This window comes from Mesorhizobium sp. B2-8-3, assembly GCF_006440815.1.
Lineage (GTDB): Bacteria > Pseudomonadota > Alphaproteobacteria > Rhizobiales > Rhizobiaceae > Mesorhizobium.
Window position 1 is genome coordinate 440,973 of sequence record NZ_VFTW01000003.1, and the last position, 13,729, is coordinate 454,701.

The 13,729-nt window shown below is 63.3% G+C and carries 20 protein-coding genes; 12 read left to right on the forward strand and 8 right to left on the reverse strand.

The genetic code is table 11. From position 1 onward, the window contains the following. The first annotated feature begins 24 nt into the window (after nt 1-24). Nucleotides 25-291, forward strand: a complete 267-nt coding sequence (locus FJ418_RS07470) for a hypothetical protein (RefSeq protein WP_140864563.1) — start codon at nt 25-27, stop codon at nt 289-291. A 3-nt stretch (nt 292-294) separates the two neighbouring features. Here FJ418_RS07470 and FJ418_RS07475 read toward each other — a convergent pair whose 3' ends face one another. Further along, complete coding sequence (locus FJ418_RS07475) at nt 295-591, reverse strand: DUF1905 domain-containing protein (RefSeq protein ID WP_140854734.1); 297 nt, start codon at nt 589-591, stop codon at nt 295-297. 22 nt (nt 592-613) lie between these two features. Next, a complete protein-coding gene (locus FJ418_RS07480; protein WP_140864564.1) occupies nt 614-1,306 on the reverse strand; it encodes a glutathione S-transferase family protein in 693 nt (230 codons plus the stop codon). 61 nt (nt 1,307-1,367) lie between these two features. On the opposite strand from FJ418_RS07480, the gene FJ418_RS07485 reads away from it, so the two are divergent. Further along, nucleotides 1,368-1,877 carry a DinB family protein gene (locus tag FJ418_RS07485; protein ID WP_140864566.1) on the forward strand — a complete coding sequence of 170 codons (510 nt, stop codon included), beginning with the start codon at nt 1,368-1,370 and terminating at the stop codon, nt 1,875-1,877. A gap of 369 nt (nt 1,878-2,246) precedes the next feature. Beyond that, nucleotides 2,247-3,032 carry a GGDEF domain-containing protein gene (locus tag FJ418_RS07490; protein WP_140651861.1) on the forward strand — a complete coding sequence of 262 codons (786 nt, stop codon included), beginning with the start codon at nt 2,247-2,249 and terminating at the stop codon, nt 3,030-3,032. 86 nt (nt 3,033-3,118) lie between these two features. Here the strand turns inward: FJ418_RS07490 and FJ418_RS07495 are convergent, their stop codons facing one another. Next, entirely contained in the window at nt 3,119-3,538 is a 420-nt protein-coding gene (locus FJ418_RS07495) for a hypothetical protein (RefSeq protein ID WP_140864568.1), read from the reverse strand. 295 nt (nt 3,539-3,833) lie between these two features. Between FJ418_RS07495 and FJ418_RS07500 the strand changes: the two genes are divergently transcribed. Next, a complete protein-coding gene (locus tag FJ418_RS07500; RefSeq protein WP_140864570.1) occupies nt 3,834-4,649 on the forward strand; it encodes a sterol desaturase family protein in 816 nt (271 codons plus the stop codon). 66 nt (nt 4,650-4,715) lie between these two features. On the opposite strand, the gene FJ418_RS07505 is transcribed toward FJ418_RS07500, so the two are convergent. The 3 genes from FJ418_RS07505 to FJ418_RS31830 all read right to left on the reverse strand — a co-directional run bounded on the left by FJ418_RS07505 (nt 4,716) and on the right by FJ418_RS31830 (nt 7,507). Continuing rightward, nucleotides 4,716-5,018 (reverse strand): DUF982 domain-containing protein, encoded by a 303-nt coding sequence (locus FJ418_RS07505; protein ID WP_140651863.1) that lies wholly within the window; start codon nt 5,016-5,018, stop codon nt 4,716-4,718. 140 nt (nt 5,019-5,158) lie between these two features. Further along, the gene (locus FJ418_RS07510; RefSeq protein ID WP_140864572.1) at nt 5,159-7,240 is read right to left on the reverse strand and encodes an ATP-dependent helicase; all 2,082 of its coding nucleotides are present in this window, start codon (nt 7,238-7,240) and stop codon (nt 5,159-5,161) included. A gap of 99 nt (nt 7,241-7,339) precedes the next feature. Further along, on the reverse strand, nt 7,340-7,507 hold the full coding sequence (locus FJ418_RS31830) for a hypothetical protein (RefSeq protein ID WP_181166861.1): 168 nt from the start codon (nt 7,505-7,507) through the stop codon (nt 7,340-7,342). Nucleotides 7,508-7,651: 144 nt separating this feature from the next. Here FJ418_RS31830 and FJ418_RS07515 point away from each other — a divergent pair, with 144 nt between their 5' ends. The 3 genes from FJ418_RS07515 (at nt 7,652) to FJ418_RS07525 (ending at nt 9,008) form a co-directional block, all read left to right on the forward strand. Then, a complete protein-coding gene (locus FJ418_RS07515; protein WP_140648177.1) occupies nt 7,652-7,834 on the forward strand; it encodes a hypothetical protein in 183 nt (60 codons plus the stop codon). A 263-nt stretch (nt 7,835-8,097) separates the two neighbouring features. Next, nucleotides 8,098-8,502 (forward strand): hypothetical protein, encoded by a 405-nt coding sequence (locus tag FJ418_RS07520; RefSeq protein ID WP_140651865.1) that lies wholly within the window; start codon nt 8,098-8,100, stop codon nt 8,500-8,502. Nucleotides 8,503-8,567: 65 nt separating this feature from the next. Then, entirely contained in the window at nt 8,568-9,008 is a 441-nt protein-coding gene (locus FJ418_RS07525) for a hypothetical protein (RefSeq protein WP_140648175.1), read from the forward strand. A gap of 123 nt (nt 9,009-9,131) precedes the next feature. Here the strand turns inward: FJ418_RS07525 and FJ418_RS07530 are convergent, their stop codons facing one another. After that, nucleotides 9,132-10,100: a LysR substrate-binding domain-containing protein gene (locus FJ418_RS07530; RefSeq protein ID WP_140864573.1), complete on the reverse strand. Its 969-nt coding sequence runs from the start codon at nt 10,098-10,100 to the stop codon at nt 9,132-9,134. A 112-nt stretch (nt 10,101-10,212) separates the two neighbouring features. Between FJ418_RS07530 and FJ418_RS31835 the strand changes: the two genes are divergently transcribed. The 5 genes from FJ418_RS31835 (at nt 10,213) to FJ418_RS07560 (ending at nt 13,334) form a co-directional block, all read left to right on the forward strand. Next, nucleotides 10,213-11,046, forward strand: coding sequence for a hypothetical protein (locus FJ418_RS31835; protein WP_181166862.1), 834 nt, complete (start codon nt 10,213-10,215; stop codon nt 11,044-11,046). After that, a complete protein-coding gene (locus tag FJ418_RS07545; protein WP_140864575.1) occupies nt 11,046-12,029 on the forward strand; it encodes a DMT family transporter in 984 nt (327 codons plus the stop codon). The genes FJ418_RS31835 and FJ418_RS07545 overlap by 1 nt, the downstream gene beginning before the upstream one ends. After that, the gene (locus FJ418_RS07550) at nt 12,010-12,231 is read left to right on the forward strand and encodes a hypothetical protein (RefSeq protein WP_140648172.1); all 222 of its coding nucleotides are present in this window, start codon (nt 12,010-12,012) and stop codon (nt 12,229-12,231) included. The genes FJ418_RS07545 and FJ418_RS07550 overlap by 20 nt, the downstream gene beginning before the upstream one ends. Nucleotides 12,232-12,584: 353 nt before the next feature. Beyond that, nucleotides 12,585-13,028, forward strand: a complete 444-nt coding sequence (locus tag FJ418_RS07555) for a MucR family transcriptional regulator (protein ID WP_140648171.1) — start codon at nt 12,585-12,587, stop codon at nt 13,026-13,028. A 3-nt stretch (nt 13,029-13,031) separates the two neighbouring features. Continuing rightward, on the forward strand, nt 13,032-13,334 hold the full coding sequence (locus tag FJ418_RS07560; RefSeq protein ID WP_140648170.1) for a hypothetical protein: 303 nt from the start codon (nt 13,032-13,034) through the stop codon (nt 13,332-13,334). Nucleotide 13,335: 1 nt separating this feature from the next. Here FJ418_RS07560 and FJ418_RS07565 read toward each other — a convergent pair whose 3' ends face one another. Further along, nucleotides 13,336-13,536: a hypothetical protein gene (locus FJ418_RS07565; protein WP_140648077.1), complete on the reverse strand. Its 201-nt coding sequence runs from the start codon at nt 13,534-13,536 to the stop codon at nt 13,336-13,338. Nucleotides 13,537-13,729: the final 193 nt, after the last annotated feature.

Here is a 13,729-nt window from a genome sequence, read left to right on the forward strand (position 1 = left end):
TTTGCGGGATAATAAGGCTGCTGCATGCGCCTCGGGCGCGAGGTCCGGAGCGTCGCGGCGGCGGAGCCCGAGGCGATGAACCGGCCTTATCTCAGACGCGGCGACATGGCAGGCATAGTTCTCATGGCGGTCATGTGCGCCGTGATCATCTTCGTCCTGCTGGCCCTGCCGCCGCGAGATCACAATTTCGGCTTCGGCCCGGAATGGCAATGCACGCGCATGGGCGAGGGCGACCCGATTTGCGTGAGGCTGGTCGACAACGGCGAGACGATCAAGGCGCCCCAGAAATAGGCGCTAAAGCTCGATCTCAACGGTCACTGTAGGCTCATCGCCCGCCTTGAGGCCTTCCTGCTGGCGCACCGAGCCCTTGACTGGCAACAGCAGGCTGCCGGACGGCTTGTCGGGAAAGAGCGACGTTTGCCACCTGGTCTTGCCGATCGTCGCCGTGATGCCGAGCGAGCCCCAAGGGCGCGCCAGCCCCGCCGTCGCCGCCTTGATCCGCGCCGCGACGTCCGTCGGCAGCGTCATGAAATGCCAACCTCCCTTGCCGGGATAGACCCAGATCTCGGCCCGCGTCTCATAGCGCAACATGACAGTCCCGCGCTCGCGGCGCTCACGCCGCAGCCGCGACCTGCCGGCCGATCCCGCCATGCAGGTCGAGGCAGCGCTCGAACCAGCGCGCGATGCTGTCGCCATCGTCGAGCAACTGGAAAGGCGAGGCAATGCGGCCCCATTGCAGCGCCCCGAACACGATGTAATCGACAAACAGAGGCGCCTCGCCGCCGATGAAGGGCTGGTAGGTCAGCGTCGAGCGCAGCGGCTCCAGCGCGGCGCGGAAGGCCGAGAGCCCGGCCTCGCGATTGGCCACGACGTCTTCCAGGCGCTTGCCGTAGCGCTGTTCGCGGTTCTCGCGGAAATAGGCCGCGTTCGGTTCGTCCTGCATCGCATGCAGATCGGTCAGAGCCACCGTCGCGATATAAGGGTGGATGGTGAGTTGCGACCAGCGCTCGATGAAGCGCGCCATCGCCTTGCCGCCTTCGCCGCAAAACAGCGTCGGCCGTTCGGGGTAGGCTTCGTCGAGATAGAGCGCGATGGCGAAGGAATCGGCCACCACGCGCTCGCCGTCGCGGATCACCGGCACCGTCTTCGATACGCCGCCCTCGACCTTCGGCACCTCCAGGAAGCGCGTCGGCACCTTGGTGGCGGCGAGCCCCTTATGCGCCAAGGCCATCTTGGTCTTCCAGCAATGCGGGCTGAAGGGGCGGGCGGTGTCATGGCCGACAAGGTCGTAAAGCAGAATGGTCATTGGCGGGTCCGTTGCTGCGGGTTACGAAGGGGCTGGATTCGGGTTAAGCCGGGTGGGAAGAATGAAGCAGCATTTCATGATGTTTGCGGCCTACAATCAATGGGCCAATGGCCGCCTCTACGATGCCGCCGCCGATCTTGGCGAAAACGAACTCGGTCGCGACGTCGGCGCCGTCTTCGGCTCGATGCTCGGCACGCTGAACCATCTGCTCGCCGTCGACCGCGTCTGGATGAAGCGTTTCACCGGCGAGGGCGACGCGCCCTCGAACACCGCCGCCATACTCTACCACGCCTTGCCGGCCCTGAGGCTGGCGCGCGAGGCCGAGGACAGGAGGGTCGTCGACTGGGTGACCGGAATGGGCGACAAGGCGATCACCGGCCGTTTCTCCTACATGACCGTGGACATGCGCACCGTCTCGCAGCGCCTTTCGCCTGCGCTCAGCCATTTCTTCAACCACCAGACCCACCATCGCGGCCAGGCGCATATGGTGCTCACGGTGCTCGGCCGGCCCTCGGTGCCGCTCGACCTGGCGCTGTTCCAGCGCTCCGAGGAAGGTCGCGCCTACGCCTGAGAGCGCGTTGGCCGGAGAGGTGCTCGGCGCGAGTTATCCGGCAACAGCCGGTCAAGTAGCATATCGGGCTGCATTGTCCATGAATGGCTGAGTTTGCGGCCGGGTTGTTCTTGAGAAGTTTTCCAAATTTAAGAAAAGTCAAGGCAACGGCCAACCGGGAGTGTCGAACCGGCCGTGAGGCTCCGCGGCATTCTCCTGCCGCGTCGCCGGCTGCGGCGGCGCGCTGACGAGAACCTCCGGCCAGCCGGAGAGCACGTCACTAAAGGCGATGCCGACGGCGTGTTAACCACACTTGCGTTGAAGCTAATATGTTAGGACTTCTTTTGCGCTCGCGCTGCACAATAAGCCAGTTGCAGTGGGAGCAATGACATGCGCATCGATTTGTCCCCCACGAGTTGGGGCAGGGTCGTGGTGGTCACCGCCGCCGGCACCGCCTTTTTCATTGCCGCCGCCTTCTTCGTCGATTCCTTCAATTTCCCCTCGCTGTCGCCGCAGGCGCTGCTGTGGGCGCAACTCACGGACCTGTTCCTGCCGCTTGTCCTCGGCGGCTCCTTCCTGTTCTTCCTGATGTGGAAGATGCGCCAGCTGGCGATCACGCAGAAGGAACTCAGCGTCATTGCCGCGACCGACAGCCTGACGGCGGTCTTCAACCGCGGCGCCTTCTCGATGCTGGTCGAGGCCTATCTCGAGCGGGCGCGCGGCCAGACGGTCGCCGATGCCGGCGCGCTGCTGATCGTCGATGCCGATCACTTCAAGTCGATCAATGACCGCCTCGGTCACGATTGCGGCGACCAGGCGCTGAGGTTGATCGCGGCGACGATCAAGGGGCAACTGCACGGCGCCGACATTGTCGGGCGTATCGGCGGCGAGGAATTCGCGGTCTTCCTGCCCGGCGCCGACGCCGCGCGCTCCTTCCTGGTCGCCGAATCCATCAGGCGCCGCATCCGCGAGGCCGAGTTTGCACCCGGCGGGCGGCCCTGGCCGCTTTCGGTGAGCATCGGCGGTACCGCCTTCCGCGGCCCGACCACCTACCACGACATGTTCGAGGTCGCCGACCGCCATCTCTACAAGGCCAAGTCCAATGGCCGCGACCAGGTGAGCTTCGAGAGCCCGCGTGGCGGGCTGGCGGGCGACGCCGCCGGCACGGTCCACTAATCAATTCCAGGAAAGTGTGATCCGTTTAGGCCCGGCAACCGCGCCGTAGCCGCTCGTTGCCGTGCCTGCGGCCCTGGAAGCCGAGGTCAACGGTGGCTGCGGTTGAGCAGTGGCCTGTGCTGGCGGATCAACTGGCGCTCGACATCGAGATAGGGCCTGATCAGGCCGGCCGCGGTCGTGGTCGGCTCCGGCTGGTGCACCACCGCCGTCAGCGTGCCGTGTTCGGTGAGCAGGTTCAGCCACTTCAGCGCCTCCCATTTCGGCGTCGCGCCGCCGCAGCCGGCAAGGCTGCGGTTTATATAGCCGGGATAGGAAAGCAGGCGCTTGCCGGCCGACGCGCCGCAGGTGCCGATCCTGACTGGCTTGCCTCCGGCGGTGATCCAGGCATAGACGGCTTCGCCGAGTTCGCACACCGTGGGGTCGGTTATCGTCACCCGGATGGAGGATCTGTCCCGGCTGAGCCGCATTTCGGCAGCCGGCTTGAAACGCTCGCGATCGAGAAACATCCGCCCTCCTTGCCGCGCGTCCGCACTGACATGGTGAACGCGAGCGGTCCGTGCGGTGTTTCACGCAGCGCTCGAAAAGTTTCATAGGGTGTCGCGGCGCCGCGCATGCCTAGAGCCGGATGATTTCAGGTCTGTTCGACCTGAAATCTGAATCCTGCTCTGAATCAAAGAGATAGAGCATGATGTCGCCCGAAAACCGCTTCACGCTTTTCGGCATCATGCTCTGCCATCAACGGTCCGTTCATCCTTTGGCGGCTAGTGTCGGAGGCTGGCCTCAGCCGATCCGCGAGCGACCGTGTTCGACCTTATCGATTTCAAGGCGGTGCTGGTCATCGCCCTCATCTTCATTCCGCTCGAGCAGCTTCTGCCGCTGCATGCCGAGCAATCGGCGACGCGCCGGCACTGGCTGAACGACGTCGTCTATCTGCTCTTCAACGGCATCGTCATCAAGCTCGGCATGTTGCTGGTGGTCGGCGCGGCGATGCTTGTGGTGCAGCGTTTCGTTCCCGAAGCGCTCACCGCCGCCGTCCAGTCGCAGCCTTTATGGCTGCAGGCAATCGAGGCTCTGCTCATCGCCGATATCGGCTTCTACCTTGCCCATCGCGCCTTTCACGCGCTGCCGTTCCTGTGGCGCTTTCACGCCATCCACCACTCGATCGAGGAGATGGATTGGCTGGCCGCCCACCGCGTGCACCCGGTGGACCAGATCCTGACCAAGTCGGCTTCGTTCCTGCCGCTGTTCGCGCTGGGTTTTTCCGGCGAGGCGGTTCTTATCTACGTCCTGATCTATCACTGGCAGTCGGTGTTCATCCATTCCAACACGCGCATCAAATTCGGGCCGTTGAAATGGCTGATTGCCTCGCCGCAGTTCCATCACTGGCACCATGCCAACGAACGCCAGGCCTATGACAGGAATTTCGCCGGACAGTTGCCCTTTCTCGACCTGATCGGCGGCACCTTGTTCATGCCGCAACGAATGCCGGAAAAATACGGCGTCGACGAGCCGGTGCCGCAATTCTATCACCAGCAGCTTGTCTATCCCTTCGTCGCCGCGGCCGAACCGGCCGCGCCGATCGTTGAGGCCGCGCCGGTCGCCGCCAAGCCGGAATGACGGCACGGAAAAGCCCGCCACTGAGGGCGGGTTTTTCGCGGGAAAGGTAGTCCTTTGCCGTAAAACTCAGCCGGCGAAACCGCCATATCCGCGCGCCACCGGCTTGACCGAGACGACCGGCTGCTCCGAGGGCCAGAGCACCCCCGCCGTCACCGCGAAGGTGATCAGCGCATCGCGCGCCGCCTCGGCCGGGATTTCTCCACTGCGCGCTGCCTCGCAGGCCTTCACCGCGGCGCCGTAGCTGAGGCGGCGGCGCGACGGCGGAAACTCGGTCAGGAAGTCATGCATGTCGAACAGCGAGGCGATCATGCGCTTGTGGCCGGCGCCGACGCTGAGGGCGACCGGGGTGAAGAACATCCTGTCGTACATTCGGACCTCGTCTATTGGCTGTGGAAGCGGGGGCTGCCGCCTCCGGTCTGGAGGGAGGACGTCACACAACGCGGCTTGCGGCGAGTGGTTCCGCGCGCGCCGATTTTTCCGTACTGGACGTGATCCGTCGGGCAGGCGGCCTATTTCCACATCCCGCGCATGCGGGAGCCGAGATCGACCTTGACGCCCGGCTTCTGGCGCGGGTCGTCCTTGAGCGCGGCGCTTGCCCAGGACGACTGCTCGAAGGCCGAAAGCATCGAGGCCGGGATGAAGCGGGTGCGCGAGGCATAGACGTGGCGGTCGCCGCGAGCCGGCTGGTTGTGCGGATAAAAGCGCTGCGGCACGACGAGATGCAGGCTGTCCTTGGCTCTGGTCATCGCCACGTAGAGCAGGCGCCGCTCCTCCTCGATGTCCTCCTTGGTGCCAACGCCGAGATCGGCCGGGATGCAGCCGTCGACGGTGTTGAGCACAAAGACGTTCTTCCACTCCTGGCCCTTGGCCGAATGAATGGTCGACAGGATGAGGTAATCCTCGTCACGATGCGGCGGCCCGGCCTGGTCGCTGGTGGCGTCGGGCGGGTCGAGGGTGAGCTCGGTCAGGAATCGCTCGCGCGACGGATAGGTCGATGCGATCTGTTCGAGCTGGATGAGGTCGGCGCGGCGCGTGATCGCATCCTCATGGATGCGTTCCATATGCGGCTCGTACCAGAGCCTGATCCGCTCGAGGTCGGCCGGCCATTTGGCGCCGGCGCGCAAGCCGCCATAGATGTCGAGGAAGACCGGCCAATCTTGCGCGGCGCGCTGCGGCGGCCGGAAGCGGGCAAGGCCCAGCGTCTCGTCCAGCGATGTCGCCATGGCGTCCACGATCTGCGAGGCGGCGGATGGGCCGATGCCCGGCATGAGCTGCAGCACCCGAAAACCGGCGACGCGGTCGCGCGGGTTTTCGGCGAAGCGCAGCATCGCCAACATGTCCTTGACATGCGCGGCATCGAGGAATTTCAGGCCGCCGAACTTGACGAAAGGGATGTTGCGGCGCGTGAGCTCGACCTCCAGCGGCCCGCTATGGCTCGAGGTGCGGAACAGCACCGCCTGCGCCTTCAGCGCCGTGCCGGCCTCGCGTTCGGCGAGGATCGCCTGGCAGACATAATTGGCCTGCTCGGCCTCGTCGCGCACGCTGACCAGCTGCGGCTTGTGCGATGACCGCCGCTCGGTCCAGAGATTCTTGGTGAAACGCTCGCTGGCCTCGCCGATCACCTTGTTGGCCGCGGCCAGGATCGTCTCGGTCGAGCGGTAATTGCGCTCCAGCATGATGACCGCTGCTTCTTGCGCGAACTGTCTTGGAAAGTCGAGGATGTTGCGCACTTCCGCGGCGCGGAAGGAATAGATCGACTGCGCGTCGTCGCCAACGACGGTCAAGCCCGCGCCGTCCGGTTTCAGCGCCAGAAGGATCGAGGCCTGCAGCCGGTTGGTGTCCTGGTATTCGTCGACAAGTACATGGTCGAAGCGGCTGGAAAGATGCGCGGCGATCTCCGGCTCCGCCGCCATCTGCGCCCAGTAGAGCAGCAGGTCGTCGTAATCGAGCACGTTCTGCGCCTGCTTGGCCTCGACATAGGCCGCGAACAGCGCCTTGAGCTGGTCCGCCCATGCCGCGCACCACGGGAAGGCCGAGCCCAGCACTTCACCCAGCGGCGCCTGCGCATTCACCGCCCGCGAATAGATCTGCAGGCAGGTGCCCTTGGTCGGGAAGCGGCTTTCGGTTTTAGACAATCCCAGCTCGTGCCGCGCAAGGTTCATCAGGTCGGCGGAATCCTCGCGGTCGTGGATGGTGAAGGCCGGATCGAGGCCGATCTGCTCGGCATAATCGCGCAGCAGTCGCGCGCCGATGCCGTGGAAAGTGCCGGCCCAGGCGAGCGCGTCGGCGATGATGGCCGCGTCGCGCCCCAGCACCTCGCCGGCGATGCGCTCAACGCGCTTGGCCATCTCGGCAGCGGCGCGACGGGAGAAGGTCATCAGCAGAATGCGGCGCGGATCGGCGTCCTTGACGATGAGATGGGCGACGCGATGCGCCAGCGTGTTGGTCTTGCCGGAACCGGCACCTGCGATCACCAGCAGCGGCGCGGCCACCTTGCCGTCGCCATGCATCACCGCCAGCTGCTGCTCGTCGTTCAGCCGGCCAAGATAGGCGGGCGCCTCGAAGGACGAATCACGAGCGGCGATGTTCATCGCCCATCAAGCATCGTTTCCGCTTTGTTCGCAACGGGTATGGCGCTGGAGATTGGCGAAAGCCGACGCGACAGACGATCTTCCCCAGAAGGGGAGATTCTACCGCTTCGGCTCGACTCCCATCGCCGCCGACTGTCGCCGCAGCGCGCGTCTCTCGTCGCCCGGCATGTCCAGCGGTGCGACATCGCCGGGAACCTCATCGATGATCCTGATAGCGACGCGGTAGGCGGTGTAGGCAAACAGCCCTGTTAACAGCAAGCGGATCATGGCCATCTCCTTATGCGGTTCGATCGGGTCTCAACCGGGCGCGCGCAGGTTGGTTCCCCTCCAGCCAACCAAACCGCGCCACGCAACCAAACCGCCACCGCTTCGTTGCCCTTGAGATCAAGGAGCAAACGAGAGGAGCTTGTCATGAAGAAGCTTCCTGTGCTGCTGGCTCTTGCGGCAGGGCTCGTGCTCGTCGCCTGTGACAACAGCGTGCAACCCACCAAGGCGCCGGGCGCTGAAGTCAACCAGAACCCTCAGGTCGACAAGAACCCGGTGCCGAAATCGACCACCGGCGGCGACCAGCAGGGTACAGCGCCGAAGCAATAGGGCAGGGCGGGCTGAATTGTCGTCAGCCTGAAACGAAGAAGGCCGGCGCTGCTTGGGAGGAAGCTGATAGCGCCGGCCAAGCGGGAAAATCAGGCCCGCCGCGGGACCAAAGATAGCTGAGTCTCGACCCTGCGTCATGGTGCGATCGCGGTAGCCGGCTATACAGCCTCGAGCAAATCACCGGAAAATCCCGAAATTCTGCAAGGCTCCACCATTGTGGGGTCTCTGGTGCTGCCTTGGGTGACGCGCGATCGGAGCCAACTATGAAGACTGTTGCAACAACTGCCCTTGCTCTCGCCGCGCTCACCGTCGCTGGGCCGGTCATCTGGACGGTCGCGTATAACCATCAGCAACATCTCGGCGACCGGGAACTCATCTCGATCGCTGCCGAGGATGTGGTAAGAGTTGAGCTTGGGGCGATCGCCTACGCCTCCGCCGAGGAACTGCTGTCAAGCAACCCCGGCTGCTGCATCGTCAGTCACTCCAATCACGAGTGGCTGCGGTTTCCGGCGCGCCTTTACGAAGACGGCGTCTCAATCGTGCAGATGAGCTATCTCATCGAAAGGACGCCGAAACCGGAATATTACTTCCGCGAAGTCGCGATCGATGCGGATGGCCGAATATTGGAGACCAGGGGCATTGAGACAGACATGCAAGAGCATTGGTAGCCGGCAATCGCTGCCCGCATCGGCGCATTCTCAATATCGAGGCATGGATGACTAGGAAGCTTGCATTGGGCGCGTTGGCAACAACAGCAATTCTACTGGCCGTATTGGCAGCGGCGTCGTGGTATTCCGGTGAGTTGAATGGGTACTGCGGTGAAACGGGCCAGATCGCATCCGACGCTGCGTTGATTGAGAGCGCGCTCATTCTGGAAGCCCGGGAGTCGGATTTTCCCCGCGCAATTTCCGGCGCCGCTGCCGCAGGCGAATACGCAAAAGATAACCCCGATTGCTGCGCCGTCGAGCGATGGGATCATCCGTTCATGACAAGTCCCTTTTTGACTGTCCTGTCGGGGACGCGTGGATTTGCTGTTACCCTAATCTATCCGCGGAAGCATCCGGATGCTGACGGCGCCTACCAGCAAACAACCAATATAATAGATGGCTGTGGTACGTCGATCGACAGGTACTCGATGTCAAGTGTGCGAAAGCCGATGGCGACGCAGTATTAAAAGGGTTCGAGCATCTCAATTCGAGATGCCGGTGGAAACCATTATCAGCACCAGCGACCACACTTTCGCGGAATATCTTGCGCGGCCGGTGCTGGATTCGTTCCAGCGCGCATTCGTGGGGCCTCACGCCACCGCCGAGCGCGCTTGTTGTCCGCCGCCGATCTCGATGTCCAGCTGGCGCTGCGTCAGCGCCGCTTCGGACATGAGCCACTGCTTGAACAGCTCCACCTTGCGGGCGCCGAGCGCCTTGATCGGGCTGACGAAATACCAGCCCGCCGTATTGGGATGGTGGACCGCGAAAGGAGCCACCAGCCGTTCGGCGCGGATATCGCTTGCCATGTAGGCGCGGTTGGCGACGGCAAAGCCCATTCCGGCGTTGGCCGCCTCGTAGGACATCATGCAGCTATCGAAATAGACGCTCCTGGTTTCGCCAAGCACGAAGCTCGCGCCGGCAAAGCCCAGCCACGACTGCCAGTTCTGCGTGCAGGTGTCGGAATGCAGCAGCGTGAAATAGCGCAGGTCTTCCGGCGTAACCTTCGACAGCGGCTTGTCGCCCAGCACATCGTGGAAGAGCTTGCGGCTGCAGACCGGCGTCAGGTCTTCCTTGAACAGCAGTTCCGAGGTGAGGCCGGGGAAGTTGCCGTCGCCATATCGGATCTCGAGATCGTATTCCGAGGTTGAGAATTCATGCGTGGCGTAAGAGGTCGACACCCGCATTTCGATGTCGGGATATTGCCGCTGGAAGGCCGAAAGCCGCGGGAACAGCCAGCGCGCGGCGAAAGTCGGCAGCACGCAGATCCGCAGCACATGCGCCTGCGACTGGCCCGTAGCCTCCATGCTGGCCGCCACGATCCGCTCCAGCGCCTCGCGGACGCGCGCCACGTAGGTCTCACCCTCCGGCGTCAGCGACACGGCATTGCCGCCGCGCTCGAAGATCTTGAAGCGAAGCTGATCCTCCAGGCTCTTCACGCGCTGGCTGACGGCGGAAGCGGTGATGAACTGCTCTTCGCCGGCACGCGTGAAATTCTTGTGCCTCGCGGCGCTCTCCACGATTTTCAGCGAGTTGAGGTTGACCTGACTGAGCAGCCGCACGGGGTTTCGTCCTTAAGCTGGGCTTACGCTACCACCAGCATTCCTAAATTTACAGGGGTAGGCATTTAAATGACTGTTAACCAAGTGTTGCCCCCACCTTGGAGAAAGTAGAATGAACGCCCATACAATTCCCGAACTGCGTTGCGCAATGAGTCGCGAGGCCATCATTGGTCATGAGACGTCCTGGAAAGTGTCTGGTTTCGGCGTCGCCCAGTATCGTCACGGTTACGACCCCGCTCTGCTTGCCGCCATCGAGGAAGCCGCCCTGAAGTTGAAAGCCAGCCATGCCGTGCACAAGCACCTCGACCTCACCTTCATCACCGGCGCAGACCGCTTTATTCCAGAGATCAAGGAGCTTTTGCACGACAAGCTGCGCCTGGAAAGACTGTCCGACATGATGGGCACCAAGCTCGAGCCGTATCCACTGTCGATCGTCGGCTCGACCGTCACCTTCATGAATCCGAAAGACGGTGCGGTCGAATGGCATTGCGACGGCGTTCCGGTGACCGAGCTCATTCCGCTGTCGATCAGCGACCCGCTCATCGGCGGCCATCTTGAGATCTATTGCGACGATTCCGAGACCGGCCGCTCGATCCTGGAATCCGGCCGCGATCTGCCGCGCAACAAGATCATGCGCATCGACCACAAGATGAACTATGCCACGCTCGGCCAGTTCCTTGGCGTGCTCCACCGCACCGCGCCGATCCAGCTCGGCGAGCGCGTCACGCTGGTGCTCAACCAGCGCTCGGCGATCAAACCCTATGTCGACGATAACCGCATGTTCTACCTTGCCGCCGACAACGACCATGACCGTGCCTGGGTGAACGAACTGGCGGAGGATGTCTGGGCCAACCAGCTGCCCGCCTACCGCCGCCATGCCGAGGAGCATCCCGTGCCGCAGCCGACGGCGGAAGCGGTTTCCGGCGCGGCGAGGGAGTCGTGGTAATGAGCCACGACCCGGTCGACCGTCAGCCGCTGTCAAGGTCTCTGAGCCTCGGCCCGGTCGCGCCGGAAAGTCAAAACCGTTCCAGCGTCGCCCCCGGGGCGGCGCTGGCCTTCGCCCTCGGCGCCGTGGCGCTGTGGGCCACCAACGCCCTGGTCGGCAAGACGCTGCTTGCCCTCTATCCGGTGTCGCAAGTGCAGTTTTTGCAGTTTTGCGGCGCGGCCATGGTCTTCGCGCTCATCCGGCTGACGAGCACTCCTCCTTCCCCCCTTGTCGAGGAAGGTGGATCCGCGCTTGCCGCTTACCTTGTCGGCTTCGTGGGCCTGGTCGGCACGATGGTGCTGCAATATATCGGCTTCGCCTCGATGCCGGTTATCGAGGCAAACCTCGTCGCCTACACTTGGCCGCTGATGACCGCCGCGGCGGTTATCCTGCTTGGCCGTCCGCGCCGTCCGCTGCTGCTCGGGCTGGCGGCGGCGCTCGGCTTCGTCGGCGTGGCGCTGGTCATTTCGGGCGGCCGCGCGCAGACCTGGTTCCAAGGCGGCAGCCTCGTCGGCTACCTTGCCGCTTTCGGCTCGGCGCTCTGCATGGCCTTTTACTCGCTTGCCGTCGGCCGTCTTGCCGTGTCGCCGGAGCGCCTGCTGTTGCCCTCGGCGCTGATCGGCGTCGCGCTCACCTTTGCCTGGTGCCTGCATGACGGCGTCGTGCGCCCGACCGGCGCGCACCTTCTGCTCGGCCTTTATCTCGGTGCCGGCCCGATGGGGCTCGGCTATTATTTCTGGTCGCGCGCGGCGAAGCTCGATCATGGCGGCAGGATAGCGGTCGTCGCCTATCTGACGCCGATTGCTTCCACATTTCTGCTGACGCTCTCAGGCGAAAGCCTGTCGATGACGGCGGTTGCCGGCGCCGTCCTCGTCATCGGCAGCTGCCTTGCGGTCGGCGTCGAAGGTACGGAGACCCGGAACGATGTCCAAGACGGCCGTTGACGATGACGAACGCCGCGCCAGGCAGGAGGCGTACTGGCTGGTCAGGGAGTTTGGCGCGGAGGCGCCGCTCTATGCGGCCATGAAGGCCGAAAAGGCCATCGAGCAGAAGGATTTCGGCCGCTGCGCGCGCTGGAAGCGCGTGCTGGAGATCCTCGCGGACAAGCCGCCCGCGGAACTCAGGCGCGGTGTCGCCGCCAAATGACCGATTTGGCGTGGGGCCGCCGAATCGCGCATGTTCGATTATCCGACGGTAGATTATCGCGGCCGTGCCGGAACTTGCCCTGAACTTTGATTTTCAGCAACTTTCACGGCGAATCGAAGTGCTATAGCGCCTTTTGCGCATCCAGGCGGACCGCCTGAGCTATAAAACGCTGGCTATAGCTATTAGAATTCCTAACTTGCGCGTTTCCAGTCCGCGTAGAAACATCGCCCGGTATTGAGTTTCGTAGATTTACTGACTATGGACGGTCCGTTGGGGGACAGGTCCAATTCGATACACCGACGAAAGTCTTAAAAAAGAGCTGGCGATTTGAGGGCCAGCAGAAGGTGAAAAAATTGTCCAACATCGACGACAAGACTGCAATCGAGCTGACCGCCGACATTGTCTCGGCCTATGTCGGCAACAATCCGCTCCCCGCCTCTGGCCTGCCTGATCTGATCGCCAGCGTCAGCGCCTCGGTTCGCAAGCTCGCCAGCGGCAGCGTTGTCAAGGAGGCGGTGGCTCTGACGCCCGCCGTCAACCCGAAGCGCTCGGTTTTCCCCGACTACATCGTGTGCCTGGAGGATGGAAAGAAGTTCAAGTCGTTGAAGCGCCACCTCGCGACCGACCATGGTCTGACGCCGGACGAATACCGCGCGAAATGGGGTCTGCCAGCCGACTATCCGATGGTGGCGCCCAGCTATTCGGCGACCCGCTCGGCGTTGGCCAAATCCTCCGGCCTCGGCCGCAAGCCAGCCGGCGGCGACGCGGGCAAGGGCAAGCGCAAGGCCAAGGCCTGAGGCATGTTGCCCGCAACAGATGATGTCGCGCCATTACCATGGCGCGACCATCTGGCCGCCCTCGGCGCGTTGCGCCGTGGCGTAGCCGCCCAGTCCTCGGTGGACGCGGCCAACGGCGTCAGGGCGCGGCGCATCCTGTTTTCGCTGGGCGATCCCTCCGGCGACATGCTTGCCGCGCTCGACGCGCTTGACCGTTTCGAGCGCGCCATCGTCGAATGCGACGACCCGTCGGCCATCGAAGCGCGAAGACTGAATTGCTTGGTTATCCTGGACCGCCTTGCGGCAAACAGTTCGCCGCGCGCCTAGACTAGCGGTGGGCCTGAGGCGGCTTGACCGGCCGGGCTCGCTTGGAATCCTGCTCGCCGGCAAGGCTCTCCGCCTCGACCGCTGTCATTTCAAGGAGATAGACAAGCATCTGGTAGCGCGTGCGCGAGAGCATTTTGGCCAGCTTGCGCGTGATCTCCGCGACATATCGCAACGTTCGTAAATCGCTGGGCGCTCTATCCATCGTGAGCTCCTGATATGGCCAAGTTATTTGGGCCAAGTTACGTGAACCAAGTTATTGTTGGCGCCCACTCACGACTCACGGCGCGCCTACAGGTTTGCAGGTTTGCGGCAAAACTGAAAATCATTTTTGATAAGCATCATGCTTAGCCCGGAAGATTTTGCCGTCTTTTTTTGGTGGTATCACCACTTGTGGT